The organism is Allofournierella massiliensis (genome assembly GCF_004345265.1).
Lineage (GTDB): Bacteria > Bacillota > Clostridia > Oscillospirales > Ruminococcaceae > Allofournierella > Allofournierella massiliensis.
In genome coordinates, this window is record NZ_SLUM01000016.1 from 65,189 (window position 1) to 89,277 (window position 24,089).

Annotated in this window: 18 protein-coding genes and 1 other RNA gene; 16 read left to right on the forward strand and 3 right to left on the reverse strand. The window is 59.9% G+C overall.

Annotated elements, in window-relative coordinates; all coding sequences use genetic code 11:
- Nucleotides 1-331 precede the first annotated feature (331 nt).
- The 8 genes from EDD77_RS10425 (at nucleotide 332) to EDD77_RS10460 (ending at nucleotide 9,857) form a co-directional block, all read left to right on the forward strand.
- Nucleotides 332-2,308, forward strand: coding sequence for a DNA gyrase/topoisomerase IV subunit B (locus EDD77_RS10425; protein ID WP_058967160.1), 1,977 nt, complete (start codon nucleotides 332-334; stop codon nucleotides 2,306-2,308).
- Nucleotides 2,309-2,326: 18 nt separating this feature from the next.
- A complete protein-coding gene (locus EDD77_RS10430; protein WP_058967159.1) occupies nucleotides 2,327-4,576 on the forward strand; it encodes a DNA gyrase subunit A in 2,250 nt (749 codons plus the stop codon).
- Nucleotides 4,577-4,734: 158 nt separating this feature from the next.
- A complete protein-coding gene (gene secG, locus EDD77_RS10435) occupies nucleotides 4,735-4,986 on the forward strand; it encodes a preprotein translocase subunit SecG (RefSeq protein WP_058967158.1) in 252 nt (83 codons plus the stop codon).
- A 92-nt stretch (nucleotides 4,987-5,078) separates the two neighbouring features.
- Entirely contained in the window at nucleotides 5,079-7,175 is a 2,097-nt protein-coding gene (locus tag EDD77_RS10440) for a ribonuclease R family protein (protein ID WP_058967157.1), read from the forward strand.
- Nucleotides 7,176-7,316: 141 nt separating this feature from the next.
- Nucleotides 7,317-8,492, forward strand: a complete 1,176-nt coding sequence (locus tag EDD77_RS10445) for an MFS transporter (protein WP_058967156.1) — start codon at nucleotides 7,317-7,319, stop codon at nucleotides 8,490-8,492.
- A gap of 4 nt (nucleotides 8,493-8,496) precedes the next feature.
- Nucleotides 8,497-9,180: a cyclic nucleotide-binding domain-containing protein gene (locus tag EDD77_RS10450; protein WP_058967155.1), complete on the forward strand. Its 684-nt coding sequence runs from the start codon at nucleotides 8,497-8,499 to the stop codon at nucleotides 9,178-9,180.
- A 141-nt stretch (nucleotides 9,181-9,321) separates the two neighbouring features.
- Nucleotides 9,322-9,606, forward strand: coding sequence for a DUF2508 family protein (locus EDD77_RS10455; protein WP_058967154.1), 285 nt, complete (start codon nucleotides 9,322-9,324; stop codon nucleotides 9,604-9,606).
- Nucleotides 9,606-9,857, forward strand: coding sequence for a pro-sigmaK processing inhibitor BofA family protein (locus EDD77_RS10460; RefSeq protein ID WP_058967153.1), 252 nt, complete (start codon nucleotides 9,606-9,608; stop codon nucleotides 9,855-9,857). The genes EDD77_RS10455 and EDD77_RS10460 overlap by 1 nt, the downstream gene beginning before the upstream one ends.
- Nucleotides 9,858-9,908: 51 nt before the next feature.
- Here EDD77_RS10460 and rnpB read toward each other — a convergent pair.
- Nucleotides 9,909-10,246, reverse strand: an RNA gene (gene rnpB, locus EDD77_RS10465) — RNase P RNA component class A.
- A 300-nt stretch (nucleotides 10,247-10,546) separates the two neighbouring features.
- On the opposite strand from rnpB, the gene gdhA reads away from it, so the two are divergent.
- The 8 genes from gdhA to EDD77_RS10505 all read left to right on the forward strand — a co-directional run bounded on the left by gdhA (nucleotide 10,547) and on the right by EDD77_RS10505 (nucleotide 20,975).
- Nucleotides 10,547-11,896, forward strand: a complete 1,350-nt coding sequence (gene gdhA / locus EDD77_RS10470) for an NADP-specific glutamate dehydrogenase (RefSeq protein WP_058967152.1) — start codon at nucleotides 10,547-10,549, stop codon at nucleotides 11,894-11,896.
- Nucleotides 11,897-12,013: 117 nt separating this feature from the next.
- On the forward strand, nucleotides 12,014-12,874 hold the full coding sequence (locus EDD77_RS10475) for an RluA family pseudouridine synthase (RefSeq protein ID WP_058967151.1): 861 nt from the start codon (nucleotides 12,014-12,016) through the stop codon (nucleotides 12,872-12,874).
- Nucleotides 12,875-13,071: 197 nt separating this feature from the next.
- Nucleotides 13,072-14,868, forward strand: a complete 1,797-nt coding sequence (locus EDD77_RS10480) for a peptidoglycan DD-metalloendopeptidase family protein (protein ID WP_058967150.1) — start codon at nucleotides 13,072-13,074, stop codon at nucleotides 14,866-14,868.
- A 139-nt stretch (nucleotides 14,869-15,007) separates the two neighbouring features.
- The gene (locus EDD77_RS10485) at nucleotides 15,008-16,831 is read left to right on the forward strand and encodes a peptidoglycan DD-metalloendopeptidase family protein (protein WP_058967149.1); all 1,824 of its coding nucleotides are present in this window, start codon (nucleotides 15,008-15,010) and stop codon (nucleotides 16,829-16,831) included.
- 331 nt (nucleotides 16,832-17,162) lie between these two features.
- Entirely contained in the window at nucleotides 17,163-18,446 is a 1,284-nt protein-coding gene (locus tag EDD77_RS10490) for a UDP-N-acetylglucosamine 1-carboxyvinyltransferase (protein WP_058967148.1), read from the forward strand.
- Between the two features lie 77 nt (nucleotides 18,447-18,523).
- Complete coding sequence (locus tag EDD77_RS10495; protein ID WP_058967147.1) at nucleotides 18,524-19,312, forward strand: MBL fold metallo-hydrolase; 789 nt, start codon at nucleotides 18,524-18,526, stop codon at nucleotides 19,310-19,312.
- 3 nt (nucleotides 19,313-19,315) lie between these two features.
- A complete protein-coding gene (gene rlmH / locus EDD77_RS10500) occupies nucleotides 19,316-19,801 on the forward strand; it encodes a 23S rRNA (pseudouridine(1915)-N(3))-methyltransferase RlmH (RefSeq protein ID WP_058967146.1) in 486 nt (161 codons plus the stop codon).
- Nucleotides 19,802-19,946: 145 nt separating this feature from the next.
- Complete coding sequence (locus EDD77_RS10505; RefSeq protein WP_058967145.1) at nucleotides 19,947-20,975, forward strand: WG repeat-containing protein; 1,029 nt, start codon at nucleotides 19,947-19,949, stop codon at nucleotides 20,973-20,975.
- Nucleotides 20,976-21,041: 66 nt separating this feature from the next.
- Here the strand turns inward: EDD77_RS10505 and EDD77_RS10510 are convergent, their stop codons facing one another.
- Both EDD77_RS10510 and mtaB read right to left on the reverse strand, forming a co-directional pair.
- Nucleotides 21,042-22,559: a 4Fe-4S dicluster domain-containing protein gene (locus EDD77_RS10510; protein WP_058967242.1), complete on the reverse strand. Its 1,518-nt coding sequence runs from the start codon at nucleotides 22,557-22,559 to the stop codon at nucleotides 21,042-21,044.
- Between the two features lie 138 nt (nucleotides 22,560-22,697).
- The gene (gene mtaB / locus EDD77_RS10515; protein WP_058967144.1) at nucleotides 22,698-23,993 is read right to left on the reverse strand and encodes a tRNA (N(6)-L-threonylcarbamoyladenosine(37)-C(2))-methylthiotransferase MtaB; all 1,296 of its coding nucleotides are present in this window, start codon (nucleotides 23,991-23,993) and stop codon (nucleotides 22,698-22,700) included.
- Between the last annotated feature and the right edge of the window lie 96 nt (nucleotides 23,994-24,089).

Sequence of the window (24,089 nt, forward strand, 5' to 3'; positions counted from 1 at the left end):
GAAAACATCCTTTCACAGCAAAAATGGAAGGAGAAATATGCTCTGCCCTAACTATATCATGCCCGCCTTTTTCCCGCAAGGGCAGGGGCAGAGGCCGGGAAAACCGCCGCCCGCCTGCCCGCAAAAGGCCCGGCAATGCGGTTTGGCGCACGGCAATGCGGTTTGGCGCACGGTGCGCTCCTTGACATTTTCCGCCGGAGCGTGGTTAAATAATATGGTATGCAATCAAGAATGTGAGAAAATCCCCGGTGCGCGAGGGCCTGCCCCCGGCACAGACAGACGGGGAGTACGGGGGCCAGGCGCCCCCAAAACCAACAGGAGGTAGAACAGGTTGGCCAAAAAACAGGAATATGGCAACGACAGTATTTCCAGCCTGAAGGGCGCGGATCGGGTGCGCAAACGCCCTGCCGTTATCTTTGGCTCGGACGGCGTGGAGGGCTGTGCCCATTCCATCTTCGAGATCCTTTCCAACTCCATCGACGAGGCCCGCGAAGGCTACGGCGAAAAGATCCTGCTCACCCGCTTTGCGGACGGAAGCATTCAGGTGGAGGACTTTGGCCGGGGTATCCCGGTGGACTATAACCCCAAGGAGCAGCGCTATAACTGGGAGCTGGTGTTCTGCGAGATGTATGCCGGCGGCAAATACTCCGCCGGTGAGGATAACTACGAGTATTCTCTGGGTCTGAACGGCCTGGGCCTGTGTGCCACCCAGTATGCCAGCGAATGGATGACCGCCGATATTTACCGGGACGGCTTCCACTATCATCTGGATTTCAAGCAGGGTGAACCTGCCGGCGAGATGATCAAGGAGCCCTTTAAGGGCCGCCGCACCGGCAGTGTCATCCGCTGGAAGCCGGACACCCAGGTGTTCACCGATGTAAACGTGCCCACCGAATATTTCACGGATACCATGAAGCGGCAGGCGGTGGTCAACGCGGGTCTTGACCTGATCTTCGTGGATCAGACCGGACCGGAAAAGCAGACCACCGAATTCCGCTACGAAAAGGGTATTGAGGACTATGTGAACGAGACGGTGGGTCTGGACTACATCACTCCCACCCGTTACTGCGAGTCCACTGCCACCGGTCGGGATAGGGAGGATCAGCCGGACTACCGGGTGAAGATGAGCGCGGCTTTCTGCTTTTCCAACAAGGTGCAGATGCTGGAATACTACCACAACTCCAGCTGGCTGGAGCACGGCGGCAGCCCGGACCGTGCGGTTCGCAACGCTTTTGTGAACCAGATCGACAACTTTTTAAAGACCAAGGGCCTGTACAAGAAGAACGAAAGCAAGATCACCTTTGCCGATGTACAGGACTGCCTGGTGTATGTGTCCAGCACCTTCTCCACCCGCACCAGCTATGAGAACCAGACCAAGAAGGCCATCACCAACAAGTTCGTGGCCCAGGCCATGACCGAGTTCTTGAAGCACAATCTGGAGGTTTACTTCCTGGAGAATCCGGAAGAGGCCCAGAAAATCTGCCAGCAGGTGCTCATCAACAAGCAGAGCCGCGAGCACGCAGAAAAGACCCGTCAGAGCATCAAAAAGACGATGACCAGCCAGATCGACATCGCCAACCGGGTGCAGAAGTTCGTGGACTGCCGCACCAAGGACGTGAGCCGCCGCGAGCTGTACATCGTGGAGGGTGATTCCGCCATGGGCGCGGTCAAGACCAGCCGGGACTCCGAGTTCCAGGGCATTATGCCGGTGCGCGGCAAGATTCTGAACTGCCTGAAGGCGGACTATGACCGCATCTTCAAATCCGATGTCATCACCGACCTGATCAAGGTGCTGGGCTGTGGCGTGGAGTTGGGCGGCAAGGCCAAAAAGGACCTGGCCACCTTCAATCTGGAAAATCTGCGCTGGAACAAGGTGGTCATCTGTACCGATGCTGACGTGGACGGCTACCAGATCCGCACCTTGATCCTGACCATGCTCTACCGGCTCACCCCCACCCTGATCAACGAGGGCTATGTGTACATTGCCGAAAGCCCCCTGTACGAGATCAACACCAAAAACAAGACCTACTTTGCCTACACCGAGCCGGAAAAGGCGAACATCCTTTCCCGCATCGGCAAGGAGAAGTACACCATCCAGCGTTCCAAGGGCCTTGGTGAGAACGACCCGGAGATGATGTGGCTTACCACCATGAACCCGGAAAGCCGCCGTCTGATCAAGGTGAACCCGGAGGACGTGGAGCACACCGCCGCCGTGTTCGACCTGCTGCTGGGCGACAACCTGGCCGGCCGTAAGGAGCACATTGCTCAGCACGGTGTGGAATATCTGGACGATCTGGATCTTTCGTAAGGGGAGGAGAGAAGAGTTATGGCAAAAAAACAGACCAAACGAGCCACCCCTGCCCGGCCTCAGCTGGGCGATAACGTGGAGATTCTGGACGCGGGCGTTGTGATTCAGAGCCCCATCACCGAAACGCTGGAAAAGAACTACATGCCCTATGCCATGAGCGTGATCGTCTCCCGCGCATTGCCGGAGATCGACGGCTTCAAGCCCGCTCACCGAAAGCTTTTGTACACCATGTACGGCATGGGCCTGTTGAAGGGGGCGCGCACCAAGAGCGCCAACATTGTGGGCAGCACCATGCACCTGAACCCCCACGGCGACGCGGCCATTTATGAAACCATGGTGCGTATGGGCCGGGGCAACGAAAGCCTGCTGGTGCCTTTTGTGGATTCCAAGGGAAACTTTGGCAAGGCATACAGCCGGGACATGGCCTACGCCGCCAGCCGTTACACCGAGGCCAAGCTGGAAGCAGTGTGTGAGGAACTGTTCCGGGACATCGACAAGGATACCGTGGATTTTGTGCCCAATTACGACGGCACCACCACCGAGCCGACCCTGCTGCCGGTGACCTTCCCCACCATTCTGGCCAACAATACGCTGGGTATTGCTGTGGGCATGGCCTCCAACATCTGTTCCTTCAATCTGGCGGAGCTGTGCGAAACCACCGTGGCTTTGATGCGCCACCCGGACCACGACCTGCTCACCACCCTGCCTGCGCCGGACTTTGTGGGCGGCGGTGAGATTCTTTACAACGAGGCCGAGCTGCGCAAGATCTACGAGACCGGCCGCGGCAGCGTGCGGGTGCGCGCCCAGTACCGTTATGAAAAGGACGGCAACATGCTGGAGATCACCCGTATCCCTCCCACCACTACGGTGGAGGCGGTGATGGACAAGATCGCCGAGCTGGTCAAGACCGGCAAGATCAAGGAAATCAGCGACATGCGCGATGAGACCGATCTGAACGGTCTGAAGCTGACCATTGACCTGAAACGTGGTCAGGACCCGGACAAGCTGATGCAGAAACTGTTCCGCACCACTCCGCTGGAGGACAGCTTTGCCTGCAACTTTAACCTGCTCATCGGCGGCCAGCCCCGCGTGCTGGGCGTACGGCAGATTCTGAACGAGTGGGTGGCCTTTCGGGTGGAATGCGTGCGCCGCCGCACCTACCACGATCTGCAGGGCAAGCAGAAGCGTCTGCACCTTTTGAAGGGCCTGGAGGCCATCCTGCTGGACATCGACAAGGCCATCCGCATCGTGCGCGAGACCGAGGAGGACGCTGAGGTGGTGCCCAACCTGATGATCGGCTTCGGCATCGACGAGACCCAGGCGGAATATGTGGCGGAGATTAAGCTGCGCCACCTGAACCGGGAATACATCCTCAAGCGCACCCAGGAGATTGCGGATCTGGAGGCGGAGATTGCCCGCCTGGAGGAGATCCTCAAATCCGAGGCCAAGATCCGACGGATCATCATCGAAGAGCTGAACGCGGTGGCAAAAAAATACGGCCAGCCCCGCCGCTGCACGATTCTGTACGACGTGGAGACCGCAGACTCTGCCGCCGAGGAGGAGAGCCTGCCGGATTATCCGGTTACCGTGTTCTTCACCCGGGAGGGCTACTTCAAGAAGATCACGCCCCAGTCGCTGCGCATGAGCGGCGAGCAGAAGCTCAAGGAGGGCGACGAGGTGGTGCAGCAGATCGAGACCCGCAACGACGCCTGGCTGCTGTTCTTCACCGACCAGCGGCAGGTGTACAAGTGCCGGGCGGCAGATTTTGCCGACACCAAAGCCAGCGTCATGGGCGAATTTGTGGCGGCAAGCCTTGGCATGGACGAGGGCGAGCAGCCGGTGTATATGGCGGTCACGCTGGATTACAGCGGCTACATGCTGTTTGCCTACGCCAACGGCAAGTTTGCCAAGATCGCCATGAACAGCTACGCCACCAAACAGAACCGGAAAAAGCTGCTCAAGGCTTACAGCGACAAGGAGCAGCTGGCCTGCATGGTGCAGCTGCCCGAGGAGACCGAGCTGGCCGTGCGCACCAGCGGCGGCCGCATGCTGCTGGCCCACACCACCCAGATTGCCGAAAAGCAGACCCGCGACACCGCGGGCGTGGCGGTGATCACCCTGAAAAAGAACCAGCACATCGAGTGGGTCAAGCCTGCCGGTGAACTGGAGCTGACCAACCCCCACCGTTACCGGGTGCGCAGCCTGCCTGCCGCAGGCGCGCTGGTGCGGGAAGAGGATGTGGCCGAGCAGCTGCAGCTGGGTCAGTAAAAAAACGGGCCGAACCCTTGGGCAGCACCGCATGATTCCGGGCGATGCCCCGGTGTTTGCTGTGAATTGTGCGGCGTTGCCCTTGCATTTTGCGGGGCTGTGTGGTATCATCATACTTGCATATTAGCGCGTATAAAAAGCGGAGGAGCGTTTACACTATGAGTATCATCGAGATCATCAGCGGTGTCGTGCTGATTCTGGCCGCCATCGTGATCGTATTTTTGACCCTGTCCCAGGAGTCCAAGGGCCGCGGCCTGTCCGGCGCCATCGCCGGCGAGGGCGGCATGATGGAAGCCGGCCGTACCCGTGCCAAGGACGTGAAGCTCGCCAAGTACACCAAGATCGTGGGCATCGTTTTCTTTGTTGTCATGATTGCGGTCAGCGTTCTGAGCGTTATGAGCATGAACTAACAAGCAAAAGAGGGTCCGCACTGTGCGGGCCCTTTTTGTCTGTACATGGCCCTGCGCGAGGGGTGCGGGGCCCAGAGAGGGAGGGAAATGTCATGTCCATCCGATCCAAGATCCTGCGGGAACTGGAGAAAAAGCCCAGGCGGCTCAAGGAGCTGAAGGACAAGCTGGGCAACGACAAAAAGGTGCAGCAGACGGTGGAAGAGCTGCAGAAAAAAGGCAAGATCCGCCAGAAGAGCGGCGCGTATTTTCTGGCCAGAGACACCAAGGCCGAGGGTACGCTGGAGTGCGTGCTGGTGAAGCTGGGGCCCAGCTTCGGCTTTGCCGCGCCGGAAAACGATCAGAAGGGCGATATCTTTATCCCTGGGCGGGCACTGTGCGGTGCACTGCCCGGCGACCGGGTGCTGGTGAAGCTGTTTGACAAGCCCAAGGTGCCCGGTTCCCGGGAGGGAGAGATTCTGGCGGTGGTGCAGCCCCGCAAAAACTTTGTGGGCACCATCGTGCGGGAAAAGGAGCGGCTGTATTTTCTGCCGGATGAATGCCCCTTTGTGCGCCTGGCGGTGAAAAAGAGCGCCGCGGGCGGCGCGTCGGACGGCGACAAGGCGGCGGTGGAGCTGCTGAGCCGCGGCGAGGATTACGAGGATCACCGGGTGGGTGTGGCCCTGCGCTTCGGCAGCGATCAGGCGGCAAAGAACTGCGCCAAGGCTCTGCTGTACGCCGCCGGTGTGGACCGGCACTTCCCCGAGAAGGTAAAGGCCGAGGCCCGCAAGCTGGAGGGCATCCAGCCCTCGGACCTGAAAAAGCGCACCGATCTGCGCAGCTGGCCTATTTTCACCATCGATGCGGCCTCCACCAAGGACATCGACGACGCCATCTCGCTGATGGTGGTGGAAAACGGCTGGGAGCTGGGGGTGCACATTGCGGATGTGAGCCACTATGTGAAGCCGGGCAGCGAGCTGAACAAGGAGGCCATGCGCCGGGGAACCTCCATCTATTACGCGGACAGTGTGATCCCCATGCTGCCCCGTCAGCTCTCCAACGGGCTGTGCAGCCTGAACCCCGGTGAGGACCGGCTGGCCTTTTCCTGCATCATGCAGCTGACCGAAGCGGGCGAGCTGCGGGACTTCCGGTTTGAAAAGACCGTGATCCGCAGCCGGGTCAAGGGCGTTTACAGCGAATTGAACCAGCTGCTGGCCGGGGACGAAACCCCGAAGCTGGCGGAAAAATACAGCGAGGTGTGGCCCCAGCTGCCCCTGATGCAAAAGCTCTATGAGCAGCGGGCAAAGCTGCGCAGTGAGCGGGGCGGCATCGAGTTGGAGACTGAGGAAGCCAAGCTGCAGCTGGACGAGGACGGCCGCTGCGTGGGCATCCAGCGGCGCAGCCGCGGGGTGACCGAGTGCATGATCGAGGAGTTCATGCTGCTGGCCAACCAGTGCGCGGCCCAGCTGGCCCGTCGCAATCAGCTGCCCTTTGTGTACCGGGTGCACGAGGCTCCGAACCCGGAGCGGGTGGAGCGGCTGGCGGGTATGCTGCGGATTTGCGGCCTGCCGGATCATTTCGCCGGCGAAGCGCCCACCCAGAAGGAGCTGGCTGCTCTGCTGGATTCCACCCGGGGCACCGATCTGCAGCCGGTGGTACACACCGGTGTGCTGCGCGCCATGGCAAAGGCCTGCTATGAGCCGGAGCCCAAGGGCCATTACGGCCTGGCGCTGGAGGACTATGCCCACTTTACCAGCCCCATCCGCCGGTATCCGGACCTGGCCATCCATCGCATTCTCAGCGACTGGCTGGGCGGCACCAGCCTGGAGGAGCTGAACCGGCGCTATGCCTGGTTCGCCCGGGAGGCCAGCGCCCAGTCCAGCACCTGTGAGGTGGCGGCCATGCAGCTGGAACGCTCCACCGAAGCCTGCTACAAGGCGGAATACATGCACGACCATCTGGGCGAGGTGTTCGAGGGCGTGGTCTGCGGTGTGGCGCCGCAGGGCATCTATGTGGAGCTGGAAAACACCGTGGAGGGTCTGGTTCACGCAGAGAGTATCTGCAAGGGCGAGCCCCAGCTGATCGAGTCCATGCGCATGAAGGACCCGGTGAGCGGCCGCCAGTGGAGCCTGGGCGACCGGGTACACGTCCGGGTGGACCGGGCGGATGTGGCCCTTGGCCGGGTGGATTTTTCGCTGGAAGAAACTGAGTAACCCCAAACGCGGGCGGACCAGGCAGGCCCGCCCGTTTTCTGTGACGGATGTCCTTGCCGGGCAGGGGGCAGGTCATGGTAAAATGAAACATGTATGGCAGCAGACCGGCTGCCGCTCATCCCCAACAAAGGAGAAGTGTTGATGAAGCATACCCCTCTGAAGGTGGCGATTTCGGCCATCTGTTTTGTGAACCTGCTGTATATGATTCCCTCGGTGGCGGTTTCCGGCATGGTGGCTGCCTTCCCGGATCAGCCCCAGAACAAAGTGCTTCTGCTGCTCACGCTGCCCAATCTCACCGGCATCGCGGGCATTGTGGCCGAACCCTGGATGGAACGGTGGTTCAGCCGCCGCACCCTTTCCATCACGGCGCTGGCGGTGTTTTTCGCATCCGGCCTTGCGAGCTTTGTGCTGCGGGAAAACCTGCCCGCGCTGATTGCTGCCAGCGTGATTATGGGCGCTGCCTACGGCATGCAGGCGGCATTGTACCCGCTGCTGGTGAACGACGGGTTCCAGGGCGAGGAGCGCAGCCAGGTAATGGGGCTGGTTTCCGGCATGCTTCAGCTGGGTCGCGTGGCCGCCACACTGGTGGGAGGGATGCTGGCCCGCCGTGGCTGGTACAATGTGTATCTGTGCTTTCTGGCAGTGCTGATTCCATTGGTGCTGGCAGTGCTGTTCCTGCCTCGTCAGTCCCACAGCGAACAGCTCCGGCAGCAGGATGGCGACTGGTTCAGCTTTTCCGAAACGGTTCGGCTGGCGGTGGAGGGCTTTGCCTTCGCGGCTCTGTTTTTTATGGTGAACACCCATCTTTCCCTGTATGTGGAGGGCTATGGCCTGGGCGATACCGCACTTACCGGCCTGATCAGCGCCCTGGGCTGCGTGCTGGCAGGGCTGATCTCCACCGGCTTTGCCTGGTTTGAGCGCCGCACCGGCCGCTTCACCATGACCTGGGCCTTCGGCATTCTGGGGGTTCTGTATCTGGCAGGCGGTTTGTGGATCAGTCTGCCCGGCGCGGTGCTGTGTGTGGCAGGTGCGTTTTTGGGCATGGGTCTGTTCAGCCCCAACCTGATGCTGGGCTTTTCCCGCTGTGCAGGGCCCCGCCGGTTGGCCGCGGTCACCGCAATGGTGCTCACGGTGGTGAACGTGGGGTATTTCGCGTCCCCCTACATCACCGGTTTTCTGGCCGGTTTTGTGGGCGAGAGCCCGGCGGATGTGTTCCGGGTGGCCGGTATGCTCGGCCTTGTCTGTGCGGTTGGTTCGGCTGTGACCAGCTGCAGACCCGGCGTATCGCTTCCTGCCGCCGAAAAAGAGAAGGGATAAAGAAATGGAAAACAGAACGGATCGACTGGAGCAATACTGGGAGCAGCTGGAGCAGTTCGGGCTGGAACGCCGGGATTATCCCGACGCCCGCCTGCGTCAGTACCGGCGGGGAGATTTTCTGTGCCGTCAGGGCTGCCCCATGGAGGAGCTGCTGTTTGTGGTGGAGGGCCGGGTGAAGGTGTGCGCCGTCACCCCGGCGGACAAAACCCTGCTGTTCTGCTACAATGGCCCGGGAACGCTGGTGGGCGAGGTGGAGCTGATGACCGGCGAAGCCGCCACCACCAGCCTGCAGGCGGATTGCACGGTGCGCTGTGTGGCGTTGCCCATGAAAAAATATGCGGAAAGCCTGCGGGCAAACATTTTGTTCATGAACCGGGTGGCTCACATGCTGGCCCAGATCGTGGCCCGCAACGCGGTGAACGACACCTTCAACATTCTGGCCCCGCTGGAAGCAAGGCTGCGGGCCTACATTGCCCACAGCCAGCGGGACGGGGTGTTCCGCGGCCGGCTGACCGAGACCGCCGAATATCTGGGGGTGAGCAACCGCCACCTGCTGCGCACCATGAACGAGTTGTGTGCCCGGGGCATTCTGGAAAAGACCAGCGGCGGCTACCGCATTTTGCAGCCGCTGGCGCTGGGCCGGGAGCAGGAGGAAGGGGAATGGAGCGTTCCCCGCACCAAAGAATAAAAAACTGCCGCATGCTTTGCCGTCAAAGGCAAATGGTGTGGCAGTTCTTTTTTTGTATGAAAACGGAATCAGGGCGTGTATACCGGGCCATACTGGAAGCATATCCATAAACAGGAAGGATTCGAAGGGAGTGGATCGCCAATGATGGAAGCTGCCGCCAAGCGGCCGCCCGCATTGCAGCGGGTAGCCCGCGCCCTGAGCGAGGACCGGCAGGAGCGGCTGGATCGGGAGGCGTGCCAGGTGGTGCCTTTGGAGGAACAGCTGCGCCGCTGCCTGCTTCAGATGCGCCAGAACCAGATGTGCTTTGATCTGGAAACCGAACCGGAGCTGATCGATGCTCTGATCTATGAGTATCAGGCCATTCAAAGCCGCTATCGCTATTACCAGCGCAAGGCCCGGGCCCAGGGGCTGCGGGCCATCCTGTGATGGGGCTGGCCCTGGGGGCGGCGGTGCTGCTGGTTGCGGTGGGCCTTGCGGCCGGGCGCAGCCGCAAGCCGGTGCGTATGGCGTTCAGCGCGGCGCTTACCGGAATGGGCGCGCTGGGGGCGGTGAATCTGCTGGCCCCCCTCACCGGCGTGAGCCTGGCGCTGAACTGGGCCACCAGCTTCATGGCGGTGGTGCTGGGCGCACCGGGGGTAATTACGCTGCTTCTGCTGGACCTGCTTCTGGGGCTTTGAACATCAAAAAGGGCGTGTTTCCCGTTTGAGGAAACACGCCCTTTTTGATAGAAAACGACCGGACCGTAAGCCGGGTTCTGTATTAAACGACAATCTGTCTAGACCCTGCGTTGCCGCAGGGTTCATGCCACCTCCGGGGCGCGCGGGGAGCGCTGTATGCCCCATACGGGTGTTGCTTCTGGTAGGGTTTACATAGCCGCAAAGTCGCCAGTGCGCTGGTGAGCTCTTACCTCGCCTTTCCATCCTTACCGCAAAAAGCGGCGGTTTCTTTCTGTTGCACTATCCCTGGGGTCACCCCCGGCTGCCGTTAGCAGTTACCATTCCCCTGTGAAGCCCGGACTTTCCTCAGAACGGACGCAATGCCGCCCCGCTGCCGTATGTTCCACTCGTTTTCCGTTCCATATTGTAGCATACAATGGCCCCTGCGTGCAAGTCTGATCAGAAAACCGTCCCCTTTTGGGAAAAGTATGACTGATTCGCCAAAACAATTTGTTAAAATGCACAAAAAGTATTGGCGCTACGGCCTGAAAAAACTGCCTGGGTGGGAAAAGTTTTTTCTTGCAAACACTTTAATACGGTTTTATAATAAAATGCGTAGCAATGGAGCAGGGATTTTACCCTGATTGCTTCAGGCAATAGATTTCGATTCGTTGCGAATAATGATGATCGTTTGAAAGGGGAAGTACGTTATGTTCAAAAACGATTACCTGGCCCGTGTATATGCACAGGTGGAAGCCCGTAACCCCAATGAGCCTGAGTTCCTGCAGGCCGTGCGCGAGGTTCTGGAAAGCCTGCAGACTCTGGTGGAAAAGCACCCGGAATACGAGAAAAACGGTGTGCTGGAGCGCCTGGTCGAGCCTGAGCGTTTTATCCAGTTCCGTGTATCCTGGGTGGACGATGCCGGCAAGATTCGGGTGAACCGTGGCTTCCGCGTTCAGTTCAACAGCGCCATCGGCCCCTACAAGGGCGGCCTGCGCCTGCATCCCAGTGTGAACGCTTCGGTCATCAAGTTCCTGGGCTTCGAGCAGACATTCAAGAACAGCCTGACCGGCCTGCCCATGGGTGGCGGCAAGGGCGGTTCCGACTTTGACCCCAAGGGCAAGAGCGATGCCGAGATCATGCGCTTCTGCCAGAGCTTCATGACCGAGCTGAGCAAGCACATCGGTCAGTTCACCGACGTTCCCGCCGGTGATATCGGCGTGGGCGGCCGTGAGATCGGCTACCTGTATGGCCAGTACAAGCGCCTGCGCAACGAGTTCACCGGTGTGCTCACCGGCAAGGGCCTGAACTGGGGCGGCAGCCTGGCCCGTACCGAAGCCACCGGCTACGGCCTGTGCTACTTCACTCAGGAAGCCCTGCAGTGCATGCGTTCCGACAGCTTTGCCGGCAAGACCGTTGTGATCAGCGGCAGCGGCAATGTTGCCATCTACGCCTGCCAGAAGGCTACCGAGCTGGGCGCCAAGGTGGTTGCCATGAGCGATTCCACCGGCTATGTATACGATCCCAACGGCATTGACCTGGATCTGATGAAGGACATCAAGGAGGTTCGCCGCGCCCGTATTGTGGAGTACGCCAACGCCAAGGAGAGCGCTACCTTCACCGAGGGCTGCAAGGGCATCTGGACCATCCCCTGCGACATCGCCCTGCCCTGCGCCACCCAGAACGAGCTGGATGGCGAGAGCGCCAAGGCTCTGGTTGCCAACGGCTGCACCGTGGTGTGCGAAGGCGCCAACATGCCCAGCACCCCCGAAGCCATCGAGATCTTCCTGGCCAACAACGTGCTGTATGGCCCGGCCAAGGCGGCCAACGCCGGCGGCGTTGCCACCAGCGGCCTGGAGATGAGCCAGAACAGCCTGCGCCTGTCCTGGACCTTCGAAGAGGTGGACGAGCGCCTGAAGAACATCATGAAGGGCATCTTCCACGCTGCCTACGATGCTTCTGTGGCCTGCGACGCCCCCGGCAACCTGATGGTGGGCGCCAACGTGGCCGGCTTCATCAAGGTGGCCGACAGCATGATCGCTCAGGGCATTGCCTACTGATTCACCGCATTTCTTTGGGGTACCCGTTCGGGTACCCCTTTTTGTTTGCCCCCATGCAGCGAAAAATGCTATAATGCCAGTACAACAGCAAAATCAACGAAAGAGGGAAACGATCCCATGGAATTGAGCTTTATTGTGCCGCCCCGGTTTGAGGGCGGCTGCCTGCGGGATTTTCTGCGGGCCAGCGGGGTGTCTGCCACGCTGATCAAGGCGGTGAAAAACGAGACCGGCGGCTTCTGGGTGGAGGATGGCCCCGCCCGCACCTGCGATACGGTGCACGCCGGGCAGATGGTCACCTTTGTGCTGCCGCCGGAAAAGCCCACCACTGTGGAGCCGCAGGATATTCCGCTGACCATTGCATACGAGAGCCAGCATGTGATGGTGCTGGAAAAGCCCGCGGGCATGGCGGTGCATCCCACTTTGAATTATGCGGATGGCACGCTGGCCAACGCTTATATGGGCCTTTTGCGGCAGCGGGGGCAGCAGGGCGTGTTCCGGCCGGTGAACCGCATTGACAAGGATACCTCCGGTCTTGTGCTCTGCGCCAAGAATGCCTATGCCGCCCCGCTGTTGGCCAAAGGGGTGAGCAAGGTGTACCGGGCGGTGCTGGAAGGTTGCCCCGATCGAAAGGAGGGGCAGATCGACGCCCCCATTGACCGGGCGCCGGGCAGCATCATCCTGCGCCGGGTCTCCCCGGAGGGCAAGCCCAGCCATACCCGCTATACGGTGGAGGCCGAGAAAAACGGCCTGTGCCTGGTGGCGGCGGTACCGCTTACCGGCCGCACCCACCAGCTGCGAGTACATTTTTCTCATATCGGCTGCCCGCTGGCCGGGGATGAGCTGTATGGCGGCAGCCGGCAGCGCATTGGTCGCCAGGCGCTGCACTGCGCCCGGATGGAATTCACCGAACCGGGTACTCAAAAGACGGTGGTAGTGGAAAGCCCGCTTCCGCCGGATATGCAGCGCCTGATGGAATGAGTGCGTCTACAAAAGAAAAGGAATGGGACGATGTGGCCGGATGGCCGGCATCGCCCCGTTTTGTATGTCCGGGGGCGAAGAAAAGCCAAAATTTGAAAACCCTGTGAAAATGATGATTTGCCGGTTGCTTTTTCTTCTACAAGTTGTCTATAATGATATTGTACAATTTGTAGAAGAAAGGCGGCGGGCGCTTTTTTATGGCACAATGCGTGGAAAACAAAACCCCGAACGGGCAGAAAAACGGCGGAAATCGCTGGCTTGCGGTGCGGGCGGAAGTGATGCGCTTGTGGAAGCGTCTGCGCCACAGCCGTGCTGCGGCGGTACTGGGGCAGTTTCTCTACGACATGGGATTCTGGGGGGAATACACTGCCCGGCGGCTGGTGCGGGAAATCTGGAACGGAGGCTGCTTTCTTGCACGGCACATTGTCTGGATCTGGGCCCGTGCAGCGGGCCTGACAAAGAATATATTGAAGAGCGGCGTTCAGGATTTGACGGCGCCCTTCACCCGCATGGCAAACGGCGCAAAGAATATCCGTGCCCGGGTGCAGGAGGAAAAGCAGGCAGGCACGGCCCACGCGGCCAGGGAGGGCCTGCGGTATTTCGCCTCCGGCGTACACAAATATTTCCCGCTTCTGGGCCGTGCGGTGGCATACGTGCTGCCTCTGGCGGCGCTGGCGGTGTTCGGCTATACGGTACATACCGTGCTGGAATACAACTATGTTCTGGCGGTGGAAGTGAACGGCAGCGTGGTGGGCTATGTGCAGACCGAGCAGGTGTTCGATTCCGCCAAAGATGAGGTGGCCCAGCGTATCAACTACGCGGGAGCGACCGGGGAAGGCTGGACGGTGGAGCCCTCCTACCAGATTGCGGTGGGCGAGAACGTGATGGACGAAAACCAGATGGCAGCAGCCATTCTGGAAAGCTCCAGCGATGAGATTCAGAACGCCACCGGTCTGTATGTGAACGACGAGCTGGTGGCGGTGACCGCCGACGGCGATCGTTTGCGGGAAGAGCTGGACAGTATGACCGCGCCTTACAAGGAACCGGACAATCCGAACCTGACGGTGGAGTTCAATAAGGACGTGCGCTGTGAGGACAGCATCTATTTCACCAGCACCATTGTGCCGGTGGACAAGGTCATCGAAAAGCTGCACGGTGAGGAACAGGGAGCGGTCTACTACACCATCCAGTCGGGCGATACCCCCTGGACTGTGGCTGGCAGCTTTGGCATCAGCGTGGACGAGCTGCAGGCCCAGAACCCGGAACGGGATTTTTCCTCCAGCTCCGGCTTCCCGGTGGGCGCCCAGCTGACCATCAGCCAGGCGATGCCTTATCTGCAGGTGAAACGCACGCTGGCGAGTACTTATCAGGAGACCATTCCGTACAGCACGGAGGAGCAGCAGGACCCCACTCTGCCCATGGGTACGGTGCAGGTGGTGCAGGAAGGGGCAGAAGGCCTTGCCGAGGTGACGCAGCAGCAGGTGTTTTACGGTGACTCCGATACCCCCAGCGAGACCTCGGTCATCGACCGGGTTGTGGTGCAGGAGCCGGTGAACCGCATCGTGGCCATGGGGCAGTATGTTCCGGCGGAAAACATTGCCTATCTTCCCGACGGCAGCACCCTGATCTGGCCGGTGCCCGGCTATCGGGGCATCAGTCGGTGGATGATCGGCTCCAGCGGACAGATTCACGGCGGCGTGGATATCCGTGCAGCGGCAGGTACCGACATTCTGGCTGCGGCCGGGGGACTGGTGAAAATAGCCGGGTATCATCCCAGCTATGGTAACTATGTGGTCATCAGCCATGGAAATGGGTATGAAACCCTGTATGCTCATGCCACCCGGCTTGCGGTGCGGGCTGGGCAGACCGTGACCCAGGGGCAGGTAATTGCCTATGTGGGCAATACCGGAAATTCCTTTGGATATCATTGCCATTTCGAGATTAAGCGGAACGGCGCACGCCAGCAGCCACGGGATTATTTCCCAAACAAATGATGGATTATTTGTGCAGAATTTTCCACCGGATTTGAAAGGAGTGTGAAAAAAACTGCCAAATCCTTGCCCAATTGACCCCTTTCGCGCTATAATGAGGGATGTATAAAAGCAAGGAAGGAGGGCGGTCAGGCTGGCGATTTTGGAAAAGACCCCGGAAACGGAAGAAAAGAACAACCAACAAGAGCAGCAGACCGGCTCCCCCTCTCCCGGAAAAGGCCCGGGCAGATGGGAAGCGATCAAACAGAAAATTCTGCAAAAGGCTGTCCCTTGGATTGAGCGGGCCAAACGGCACCCGGAAACAGCGGTGCTGGGGCAGTTTTTATATAACGTAGGCTTTTGGGGCGAATATACTGCCCGGCGTCTGGTCCGCTTTGTGTGGAACTGTATCCGGCAGTTGGGCGAACGGGTTACCTGGATCTGGAACCAGGTGGCAGACCATGTGAAGAGTGCACTGAAAACCGGTGCGCAGGATCTTACGGCGCCGTTCACCCGCATGGCAAACGGCGCAAAGAATATCCGCGCCCGGGTGCAGGAGGAAAAACAGGCAGGAACGGCCCATGCGGCCAAGGAAGGCCTGCGGTATTTTGCCTCCGGCGTACACAAATATTTCCCGCTTCTGGGCCGTGCGGTGGCATACGTGCTGCCGGTGGCGGCGCTGGCGGTGTTCGGCTATACGGTACATACCGTGCTGGAATACAACTATGTTCTGGCGGTGGAAGTGAACGGCAGCGTGGTGGGCTATGTGCAGACCGAGCAGGTGTTCGACTCCGCCAAGGATGAGGTGGCCCAGCGTATCAACTACGCGGGCACGGATCGGGAAGGCTGGACGGTGGAGCCCTCCTACCAGATTGCGGTGGGCGAAGACGTGATGGACGAAAACCAGATGGCGGCTGCCATTCTGGAAAGCTCCAGCGATGAGATCCAGAATGCCACCGGTGTCTATGTGAACGACGAGCTGATTGCAGTGACCACAGAAGGGGATGTGCTGCAGCAGGATCTGGACAGCATGATTGCACCCTATGAGGATCCGGATAATCCGAATCTGACTGTGGAGTTCACCAAGGACATCCGGCTGGAAAACAGCCTCTATTTCACCGATACCATCGTACCGGTGAGCGAGATCATCGACAAGTTCCACGGCGAGGAGCAGGGGGCTGTGTATTATACCATCCAGTCGGGCGATACCCCCTGGACTGTTGCAGGCAGCTTCGGCATCAGCGTGGACGAGCTGCAGGCCCAGAATCCGAATCTGGACTTCAATTCCAGCTCCGGTTTCCCGGTGGGCGGTCAGCTGACCATCAGCCAGGCGATGCCCTATCTGCAGGTAAAGCGCACACTGGTGAGCACCTATCAGGAGACCATTCCGTACAGCACGGAGGAGCAGGAGGACGAGAATCTGGCCTTCGGCACCACCAAAATCGTGCAGGAGGGTGCAGAAGGTCTGGCCGAAGTAACCCAGCAGCAGGTGTTCTATGGCGATTCCTCCACGCCCAGCGAAACCACCATCATCGACCGGGTGGTGGTGCAGGAGCCGGTGACCAAGATCATTGCCAAGGGCAAGAAGCTGGCCAACGGTGACCTGGCCAGCACCGGCAGCGGTACGCTGATGTGGCCTGTGCCTGGATACAGCTATGTGAGCCGCTGGATGAGCAGTTACCACAAGGGCGCGGATATCTGTGCCCCCTATGGTACCCCCATCTATGCGGCAGACAGCGGCGTGGTTACCACGGCCGGCTATCATTACAGCTACGGTAACTATGTAATCATCAACCACGGCAACGGCTACCAGACTCTGTACGCGCATGCCAGCCGGCTGAACGTACATGTGGGCCAGGCGGTAAGTCAGGGTGATGTGATCGCTTACGTGGGTTCCACCGGCAACTCCACCGGTAACCACTGCCACTTCGAGGTGTATGTGAACGGTGTGCGCCGCTCCGCCCGCGAGTGGTTCCCCTACAAATAAGTGGAAAACCGGTTGAAAACCCGCAAAAAGGCTTGCGCTAAGCCGAAAAAACTGCTATGATAAACCTCGGACTTTCCCGGGCAGTGCCTGGAAAAGTCCGAGGTTTTTTCTGTGAACGGGTTATTTTGACCGCTTTTGTTTTTCAGGAAAAAACGATTGTTGACCAATCAGACAAAAACGGCCGGGCCCATGCGGTTTATCCGCGCATAGAGGTTACAAATTGCGTAAATACTACTCTCAAACCTTTCATTTCGCGGGGATCCGGTGTATAATATAACAGTTGTGATGCAGTTGAAGCAGAACGCCTCAAAGCGCGCAAAGGAGAGTTATCGTGGAGAAATTTGTTATCAACGGGGGTAAGCCCCTTCAGGGCGAAGTGACCATCAGCGGTGCGAAGAACGCGGTGGTAGCCATTCTGCCCGCCACCATCCTGGCAGCCGATAAATGTGTGATCGAGAACGTGCCCGCCATCAGCGATGTGGCCGTCTCGCTGGAGATCCTCACCGCCCTGGGCGCAAAGGTGCGGATGCTCAATAAAAATACCTATGAGATCGACACCACCCACATCAACAGCACCGAGGTGCCGGACGATCTGTCCCGTCAGATGCGGGCGAGTTACTATTTCCTGGGCGCGTTGCTGGGCCGTTTCGGCTCCGGCCAGGTTGCCATGCCCGGCGGCTGCAACCTGGGTCCCCGCCCCATTGACCAGCACCTGAAGGCCTTCAGCGCCCTGGGTGCGGGCGATTCGGTGGAATACGGCATGATCAAGGTGAGCGGCAGCCCCCTGAAGGGCGCGCACGTGTTCTTTGATAATGTGTCGGTGGGCGCTACCATGAACGCCATGCTCAGCGCCGTGCTGGCCGAGGGTCAGACTGTGCTGGAGAACGTGGCCAAGGAGCCCCATATCGTGGATCTGGCCAATTTCCTGAACATGATGGGCGCCGACGTGCGCGGCGCGGGCACCGATGTGATTCGTATCCGCGGCAAAAAGAGCATGCACGGCTGCACCTATTCCATCATTCCCGACCAGATCGAGGCCGGCAGCTACATGGTGGCCGCCGCCATCACCGGGGGCAATGTGCTGATTAAGAATGTGATCCCCAAGCATCTGGAGCCCATCACCGCGAAGATGGAGCTGGCGGGCGTTACCGTGGAGGAGTATGACGACTCCATCCGGGTATGCCGCACCGGCGATCTGATGCCGCTGAAGATTAAGACCATGCCCCATCCGGGCTTCCCCACCGATATGCAGCCCCTGATGACCGTGCTGCTCACCACCGCCAAGGGCACTTCCATCGTGACCGAGGGCATCTGGGAGAATCGCTTCCGCTATGTGGATGAGCTGGTGCGCATGGGCGCCAACATCCAGGTGGACGGTCAGGTGGCTGTGATTGAGGGCGTGCCCGAGCTGCAGCCTGCTCCTCTGCGTGCGTCCGACCTGCGGGCAGGCGCTGCGCTGGTCATGGCCGCGCTGAGCGCCAAAGGCACCAGCGAGGTGTCGGAGATCGCGCACATCGAGCGCGGCTACGAGGATCTGGTGGAAAAGCTGCAGGGTCTGGGCGCAGACATCCGCCGGGTGGAAAAGCCCGCCGCCGGTCTGCCGCAGGCGCTGTGATCACACTCTGATCGAAGATGATAAAAGGCCGCGGAGCTGCGTTTTCCGCGGTCTTTTGTATACATATAGGAGAATTCATGGCATTTTTTACTTCTCTTTATTCCGGTTCCTCCGGAAACTGCTCGGTGGTGCGCTGCGAGGGCAAGTATCTGCTGATTGACATGGGCAAAAGCTGCCGCACCACTTTGAACGCCCTCAAGGAGATGGGGTTGGCTGTGGCCGATATGCAGGGCATCCTGGTGACTCACGAGCACTCGGATCATATTCAGGGCCTGCGGGTGTTTTTGAAGCATTATAATGTGCCGGTCTACGGCTGCAGTGCCACGCTGGACAACCTGCTGGATATGGAGCTGGTGCCTCCGGCAGCGGAGCTGATTGCCATCGAGGGCAGGCCGGAGGAAATTGGCGGCTTTGTGGTGGAGGCATTCCCCACCAGCCACGATGTGCCCTGCTGCGGCTACCGCATCCGCACGCCGGACGGCGGGGTCATGGCCATTGCCACCGACCTGGGCGTGCTCACACCCCAGGTGCATCAGGCGCTGGCCGGGGTGAAGCTGGCGGCGCTGGAATCCAACTACGACCGCAACTGCCTGATGATGGGGTCTTACCCTTATCATCTGAAACGGCGCATCCAGTCCGACCGGGGTCATCTGGACAACGCGGAATGCGCCGCCAAGGTGTTGGAACTGTTGCAGGATGGCTGCGAAAAAATTGCGCTGTGCCACCTGAGCAGGGAGAACAACACCCCCGAGCTGGCGCTGGCCACAGTGCGGGAAGCGATTTTGTGCGCGGGGCTTGTGCCCGGCGAGAACGTGGTGATTCAGGCGCAGAAGCGCAACGAACCCAGCGACTGGATGGAGTTTTGAGTTATGCAAAAGATTGATCTGATCTGCATTGGCAAGCTGAATGCGAGCTATTTTGCCGCGGGCGTTGCCGAATATCAAAAACGGCTGGGGGCCTTCTGCGAGTTCCGTATCATCGAGCTACCGGAGGAGACCATCAGCGAGAAGAACGCCAGCCAGGCGGTGATCGACAAAGCACTGGAAAAGGAGGGCCGGGCGATTCTGGCCAACCTGCGCAAGGGCGCTGCATTGGTGGCGCTGTGCGTGGAGGGCAAGCTGATTTCCAGTGAGGAGCTGGCGGCAGCCATCGCGGACCGGGCCATGAGCGGCGCGGGGGATATGACCTTTGTAATCGGTTCCTCCCACGGACTGGCCCCCATGGTAAAGCAGGCGGCAGCCATGAAAATCAGCCTGGGGCGGATCACGCTGCCCCACCAGCTGGCCCGTCTGGTGCTCACCGAGCAGCTGTATCGTGCGTTCGCCATCAACAACCATATCAAGTACCACAAGTAATACAAATGGCCTGCCGGAACCGGCAGGCCGCTTTGCGTTTTGAAAGCTTCTGTTTTTGAAAAATTCACAGTTTCGTGGTACAATAACGAAAACCCGGCCCGCGCTGCAAAGGCGCGCAGGGCCAGAACAGAGAGGAGAATCCCCTTTGAATAAAAAATGGATTGCCGCCGCGCTGGCGGTGTGCCTGGCGGTGAGTTTTACCGCCTGCAAAAAGTCGAATGATGGCTATGATGTGACCGAAATCGGCCCGGAAAAGACCAGCGCACCCTCCACGGCGCAGCCTCAGCCCAGTGCGGAGCCCACCGCAACCCCGAAACCGCAGGCCGGCTTTGTGGTTGGGCCGGTGAAGGACATTGACATCGTTGCTTCGCTGGCGGATTACTCCGCGCCTTCGCAGACTCAGCTGAGCCTGGAGGAGCGGGAGCAGCTGGCCTTCTTTACTCAGAACGGGAAAACCGGCGTGATCGACCTGAAAGGCAACATTGTGATTCCGGCGGAAAAGGACGTCCACTGGTGCCCGGTGTGCGGCATCACCAACGAAGGGGAGACCGAAATCTATAACGCCAAGGGCGAGGTGATTGGCTCCGGCGGGCATGGCGCGTTTGAAATGCCGATGTACTACGACAAAACATCCGGCGGCCTGTATGTGGCCGATACAGGAACGCTGATTCCCTGGGATTCCACGATGGTGAACACATTGGAGCCGATGATCGTAACGGTCACGACCACCACCTCCACGACGACAGAGGACGCGAATTGGAAGGGGTACAGCCTGAAGGATGAGTCCAACCCGGTCCTGCTGAGTGAAGGGGAAGGCTACAGACTGTTCAAGCCGGATGGTACGGCCCTGAACGATCAGGTGTATGAAGAGATCCAGCGGGCCAGCACCGGTACCTTTGCGGTGAAGCAGAACGGGCTGTGGGGCTATGTGAATCAGGAGACCGGCGAAGAGATGGTTCCCTGCCAGTATCTGGAAGCCTTGCCCTTCAACGGCGACCGGGCCGCAGTGAAGGCCGAAAGCGGCTGGGGCTACATCAGCCTGACCGGCCGCCAGAAAACCAGCATGGAGTTTCTGGGAGCAGCCAGTGCGGCGGACGAGTCTACTGCCTGGGTGCGCACTGCTGAGGGCTGGGGTGTGGTCAATCTGAGTGATTACCCGGTGAAGGCAAACTGACGCAATAAATAAAAACCCCGGTGGGAGTTTCCCACCGGGGTTTTGTGCATTTGAACGGAAATGTGATCAGTTCAGGAAAGCCAGATCGTTTTCGTAGGGGCTCTCCACCGAAGTTTCGATGGGAGCTTCCTTCTTGTACTTGGCCAGAGCGGCAGCAGCCTTCACGGGATCGGCCAGAGTACCGGCGCCGCCCATGCAGCCGCCGGGGCAGCCCATGCCTTCCAGCAGGTAGCCGTTGTACTTGCCGGCCTTGGCCATCATGAGCAGCTTTTTGCACTCGGCCAGGCCCTGGGCGCTGGCAACCTTGACTTCGCGGTCCGGATCCAGCTTCTTGATCGCGTTCGCAACAGCTTGGGCAACACCGCCGCTCACCGCGAAACCGCGGCCATCGGCAGAAGCCTTGTTGAAGTCGTCGGCGGGATCCACTTCCAGATTGTCGAAGTCCACTTCACGGGCTTCAAACATGCCCATCAGCTCTTCAAAGGTGAGCACAAAGTCCACGTCGCTGCGGATGGTGCGGCGGCTGGCTTCCAGCTTCTTGGCGGCGCAGGGGCCAACAAAGACCACCTTGCAGTCCTTGCCGTGATGCTTCTTTACCAGACGGGCAGTCAGCACCATGGGGGTCAGGGCCATGCTGATGTAGTCGGCCATCTCGGGGAAAAGCTTCTTGGCCATCACGCTCCAGCTGGGGCAGCAGCTGGTGGCCATGAAGGGCTGATGCTCGGGAACCTCACGCATAAAGTCCTTGGCTTCCTCGATGGTGCACAGGTCGGCGCCCACGGCAACCTCGAAGGTGTCCGCAAAGCCCAGCTGACGCATGGCGGCCTTCAGCTTGCCCACGGTCAGGCCGGGAAACTGGCTTACAAAGGCGGGAGCCATGATGGCGTATACACGGTCGCCCTGACGAATGCTCTGGATCAGCTGGAAGATCTGGCCCTTGTCAACAATGGCGCCGAAGGGGCAGTTCACCAGGCACATGCCGCAGGAAACACACTTGTCCTGATCGATCTGAGCGCGGCCCAGATCATCGGAGTGGATGGCGTTCATGCCGCAGGCAGCGGCGCAGGGGCGCTCCATCTTCACGATGGCGTGGTAGGGGCACACATCCACACACTTGCCGCACTTGATGCACTTGTCCTGATCGATTACGGTCTGGCCGCCGGGGGTGAAGGTTAGAGCCTCCTTGGGGCACACATCCACGCAGGGGTGGGCCAGGCAGCCGCGGCAGAGGTTGGTCACTTCCACCTTCTTTTCGGGGCAGGCATTGCAGGCGAACTTGATGATGTTCACCAGCGGGGGATCGTAGTACTTCTGAGCGATCACGCTGTTTTCGATGCCGGCGTTGGTGGGCGCCTGCTCATCCATGGGGCGCAGGGGCAGGCCCATGGCCAGACGGATGCGCTCGGAAACGATGGCGCGCTCCAGGAAAATGCTGTTGCGGAAGCTGTTGACCTCACCCGGAATAATTTTGTAGGGCAGGCGGGAAACTTCCTGTGCGTAGTTCTGACCCTCATAAGAGAGACGGGCCACTTCGGTAAAGACCCGGCGACGGATCTCGGTAACCGAGGTGTAGATACCGCGCATGTTGCTCATAATCACATAACTCCTTCCAAAATGCGTTGGGGTTCGCATACAATAAAAATATAACATACTCATCCCAATGGGGCAAGCGCCACAGCGGGCAAGTAGTGGGAAGAAAGCAGATATTTTTTGTGCACCCGGTCAGGGCTGCACCGCAGTTGCCCGGCAGCGTTCGCCATCCCACTCGCCCAGGCGGCAGGGGAGGATCTGGCCGGCCGCTGCGCCGGGGGCGCTGACCACCACCGGCAGATACAGCCGTGTGTAGCCGGTGAACAGATTTGTGCTGAGGGGCTTTTCCAGAAGCACGGTATCCACCGTACCGGTCAGCTCGTTGGCCAGGCGGCCGCGTACCTCATCCGCCGCGGTTTGCAGAATGTGCACCCGGCGGGCCTTTTCCTCTTCGGGAATCTGGTCCGGGAAGGTGGCGGCGGGAGTGCCCTCGCGGCGGGAGTAGGGGAACACATGCACCTTCAAAAATTCGATTTCCTGCACAAAACGAACGCTTTCGGCAAATTCCTCCTCGGTCTCGCCGGGGAAGCCCACGATCACGTCGGTGGTGAAGCTGCATGCGCCGTTATAGGCCGCACGGAGTTTTCTGACCACGGCGGCGTATTCCTCGGCGGTGTAGACCCGGCGCATCCGACGCAAAGTTGCGGTGCAGCCGCTTTGCAGCGAAAGATGGAACTGGGGGCAGAGTTTTTCGGTGCGGGCCATGCGGGCGATGTCCTCGTCGCTGAGCAGGTCCGGCTCCAGGCTGCCCAGGCGGATGCGCTCGATGCCCTTTACCTGTGCGCTGTGCTCGATGAGCTCGATCAGGTTGGTGCCGGTGTCCTGCCCGTAGCTGGGCAGGTTGATGCCGCTGAACACCACTTCCTTGTATCCGGCGGCGGCCAGTGCCTCCAGCTCCCGGATGATGCTGGCCTCACTGCGGCTGCGCACCCGACCCCGGGCGCGGGGAATCACGCAGTAGGCGCACTGGCGGTTGCAGCCGTCCTGCACCTTGATAAAGGCCCGGGTATGGCCCTCGAACCGCTCCATGGGCAGCTCCTCAAAGGCCTCGCCCTTTTCATGAGCGGCGATGTCCACCACCCGTTCGCCCTCCAGCGCGCGGGCCACATTGTTCAGGATGGCGTGCCGGTTGGCGTTGCCCATCACCACATCCGCCTCCATGACTGCGGCGGCTTCCTCGGGGAAGGCCTGCGGGTAGCAGCCGGTGAGCACGGTGACCGCGCCGGGATACTGGCGCTTGGCCCGCCGCAGCCACTGGCGGCTTTTTTTATCGCCCCCGGCGGTGACGGTGCAGCTGTTCACCACAAATACGTCGGCCTCCTCGTCGGGGCCGGCCAGAGTGTATCCGTTCTGACGGAAAAGCTGGGCAAGCGCGCCGGTCTCGTTCTGATTGACCTTGCAGCCCAGCGTGTAAAAACTTACGCGCATGGATTCGCTCCTTTTTCTTAAGGGAAATACTTCTCTTATATTATAGGGGAGAATGGCAAAAAGGCAAGCGGGGCGGGCATATTCCGGCGAAGCGGA

What these genes read in the sequence shown, in the direction of transcription:
- EDD77_RS10430 (WP_058967159.1), top strand. Translation starts at nt 2,327, where the DNA reads ATGGCAAAAAAACAGACCAAACGAGCCACCCCTGCCCGGCCTCAGCTG.
- secG (WP_058967158.1), top strand. Translation starts at nt 4,735, where the DNA reads ATGAGTATCATCGAGATCATCAGCGGTGTCGTGCTGATTCTGGCCGCC.
- EDD77_RS10440 (WP_058967157.1), top strand. Translation starts at nt 5,079, where the DNA reads ATGTCCATCCGATCCAAGATCCTGCGGGAACTGGAGAAAAAGCCCAGG.
- EDD77_RS10445 (WP_058967156.1), top strand. Translation starts at nt 7,317, where the DNA reads ATGAAGCATACCCCTCTGAAGGTGGCGATTTCGGCCATCTGTTTTGTG.
- EDD77_RS10450 (WP_058967155.1), top strand. Translation starts at nt 8,497, where the DNA reads ATGGAAAACAGAACGGATCGACTGGAGCAATACTGGGAGCAGCTGGAG.
- EDD77_RS10455 (WP_058967154.1), top strand. Translation starts at nt 9,322, where the DNA reads ATGATGGAAGCTGCCGCCAAGCGGCCGCCCGCATTGCAGCGGGTAGCC.
- EDD77_RS10460 (WP_058967153.1), top strand. Translation starts at nt 9,606, where the DNA reads ATGGGGCTGGCCCTGGGGGCGGCGGTGCTGCTGGTTGCGGTGGGCCTT.
- gdhA (WP_058967152.1), top strand. Translation starts at nt 10,547, where the DNA reads ATGTTCAAAAACGATTACCTGGCCCGTGTATATGCACAGGTGGAAGCC.
- EDD77_RS10475 (WP_058967151.1), top strand. Translation starts at nt 12,014, where the DNA reads ATGGAATTGAGCTTTATTGTGCCGCCCCGGTTTGAGGGCGGCTGCCTG.
- EDD77_RS10480 (WP_058967150.1), top strand. Translation starts at nt 13,072, where the DNA reads ATGGCACAATGCGTGGAAAACAAAACCCCGAACGGGCAGAAAAACGGC.
- EDD77_RS10495 (WP_058967147.1), top strand. Translation starts at nt 18,524, where the DNA reads ATGGCATTTTTTACTTCTCTTTATTCCGGTTCCTCCGGAAACTGCTCG.
- rlmH (WP_058967146.1), top strand. Translation starts at nt 19,316, where the DNA reads ATGCAAAAGATTGATCTGATCTGCATTGGCAAGCTGAATGCGAGCTAT.
- EDD77_RS10510 (WP_058967242.1), bottom strand. Translation starts at nt 22,559, where the DNA reads ATGCGCGGTATCTACACCTCGGTTACCGAGATCCGTCGCCGGGTCTTT.
- mtaB (WP_058967144.1), bottom strand. Translation starts at nt 23,993, where the DNA reads ATGCGCGTAAGTTTTTACACGCTGGGCTGCAAGGTCAATCAGAACGAG.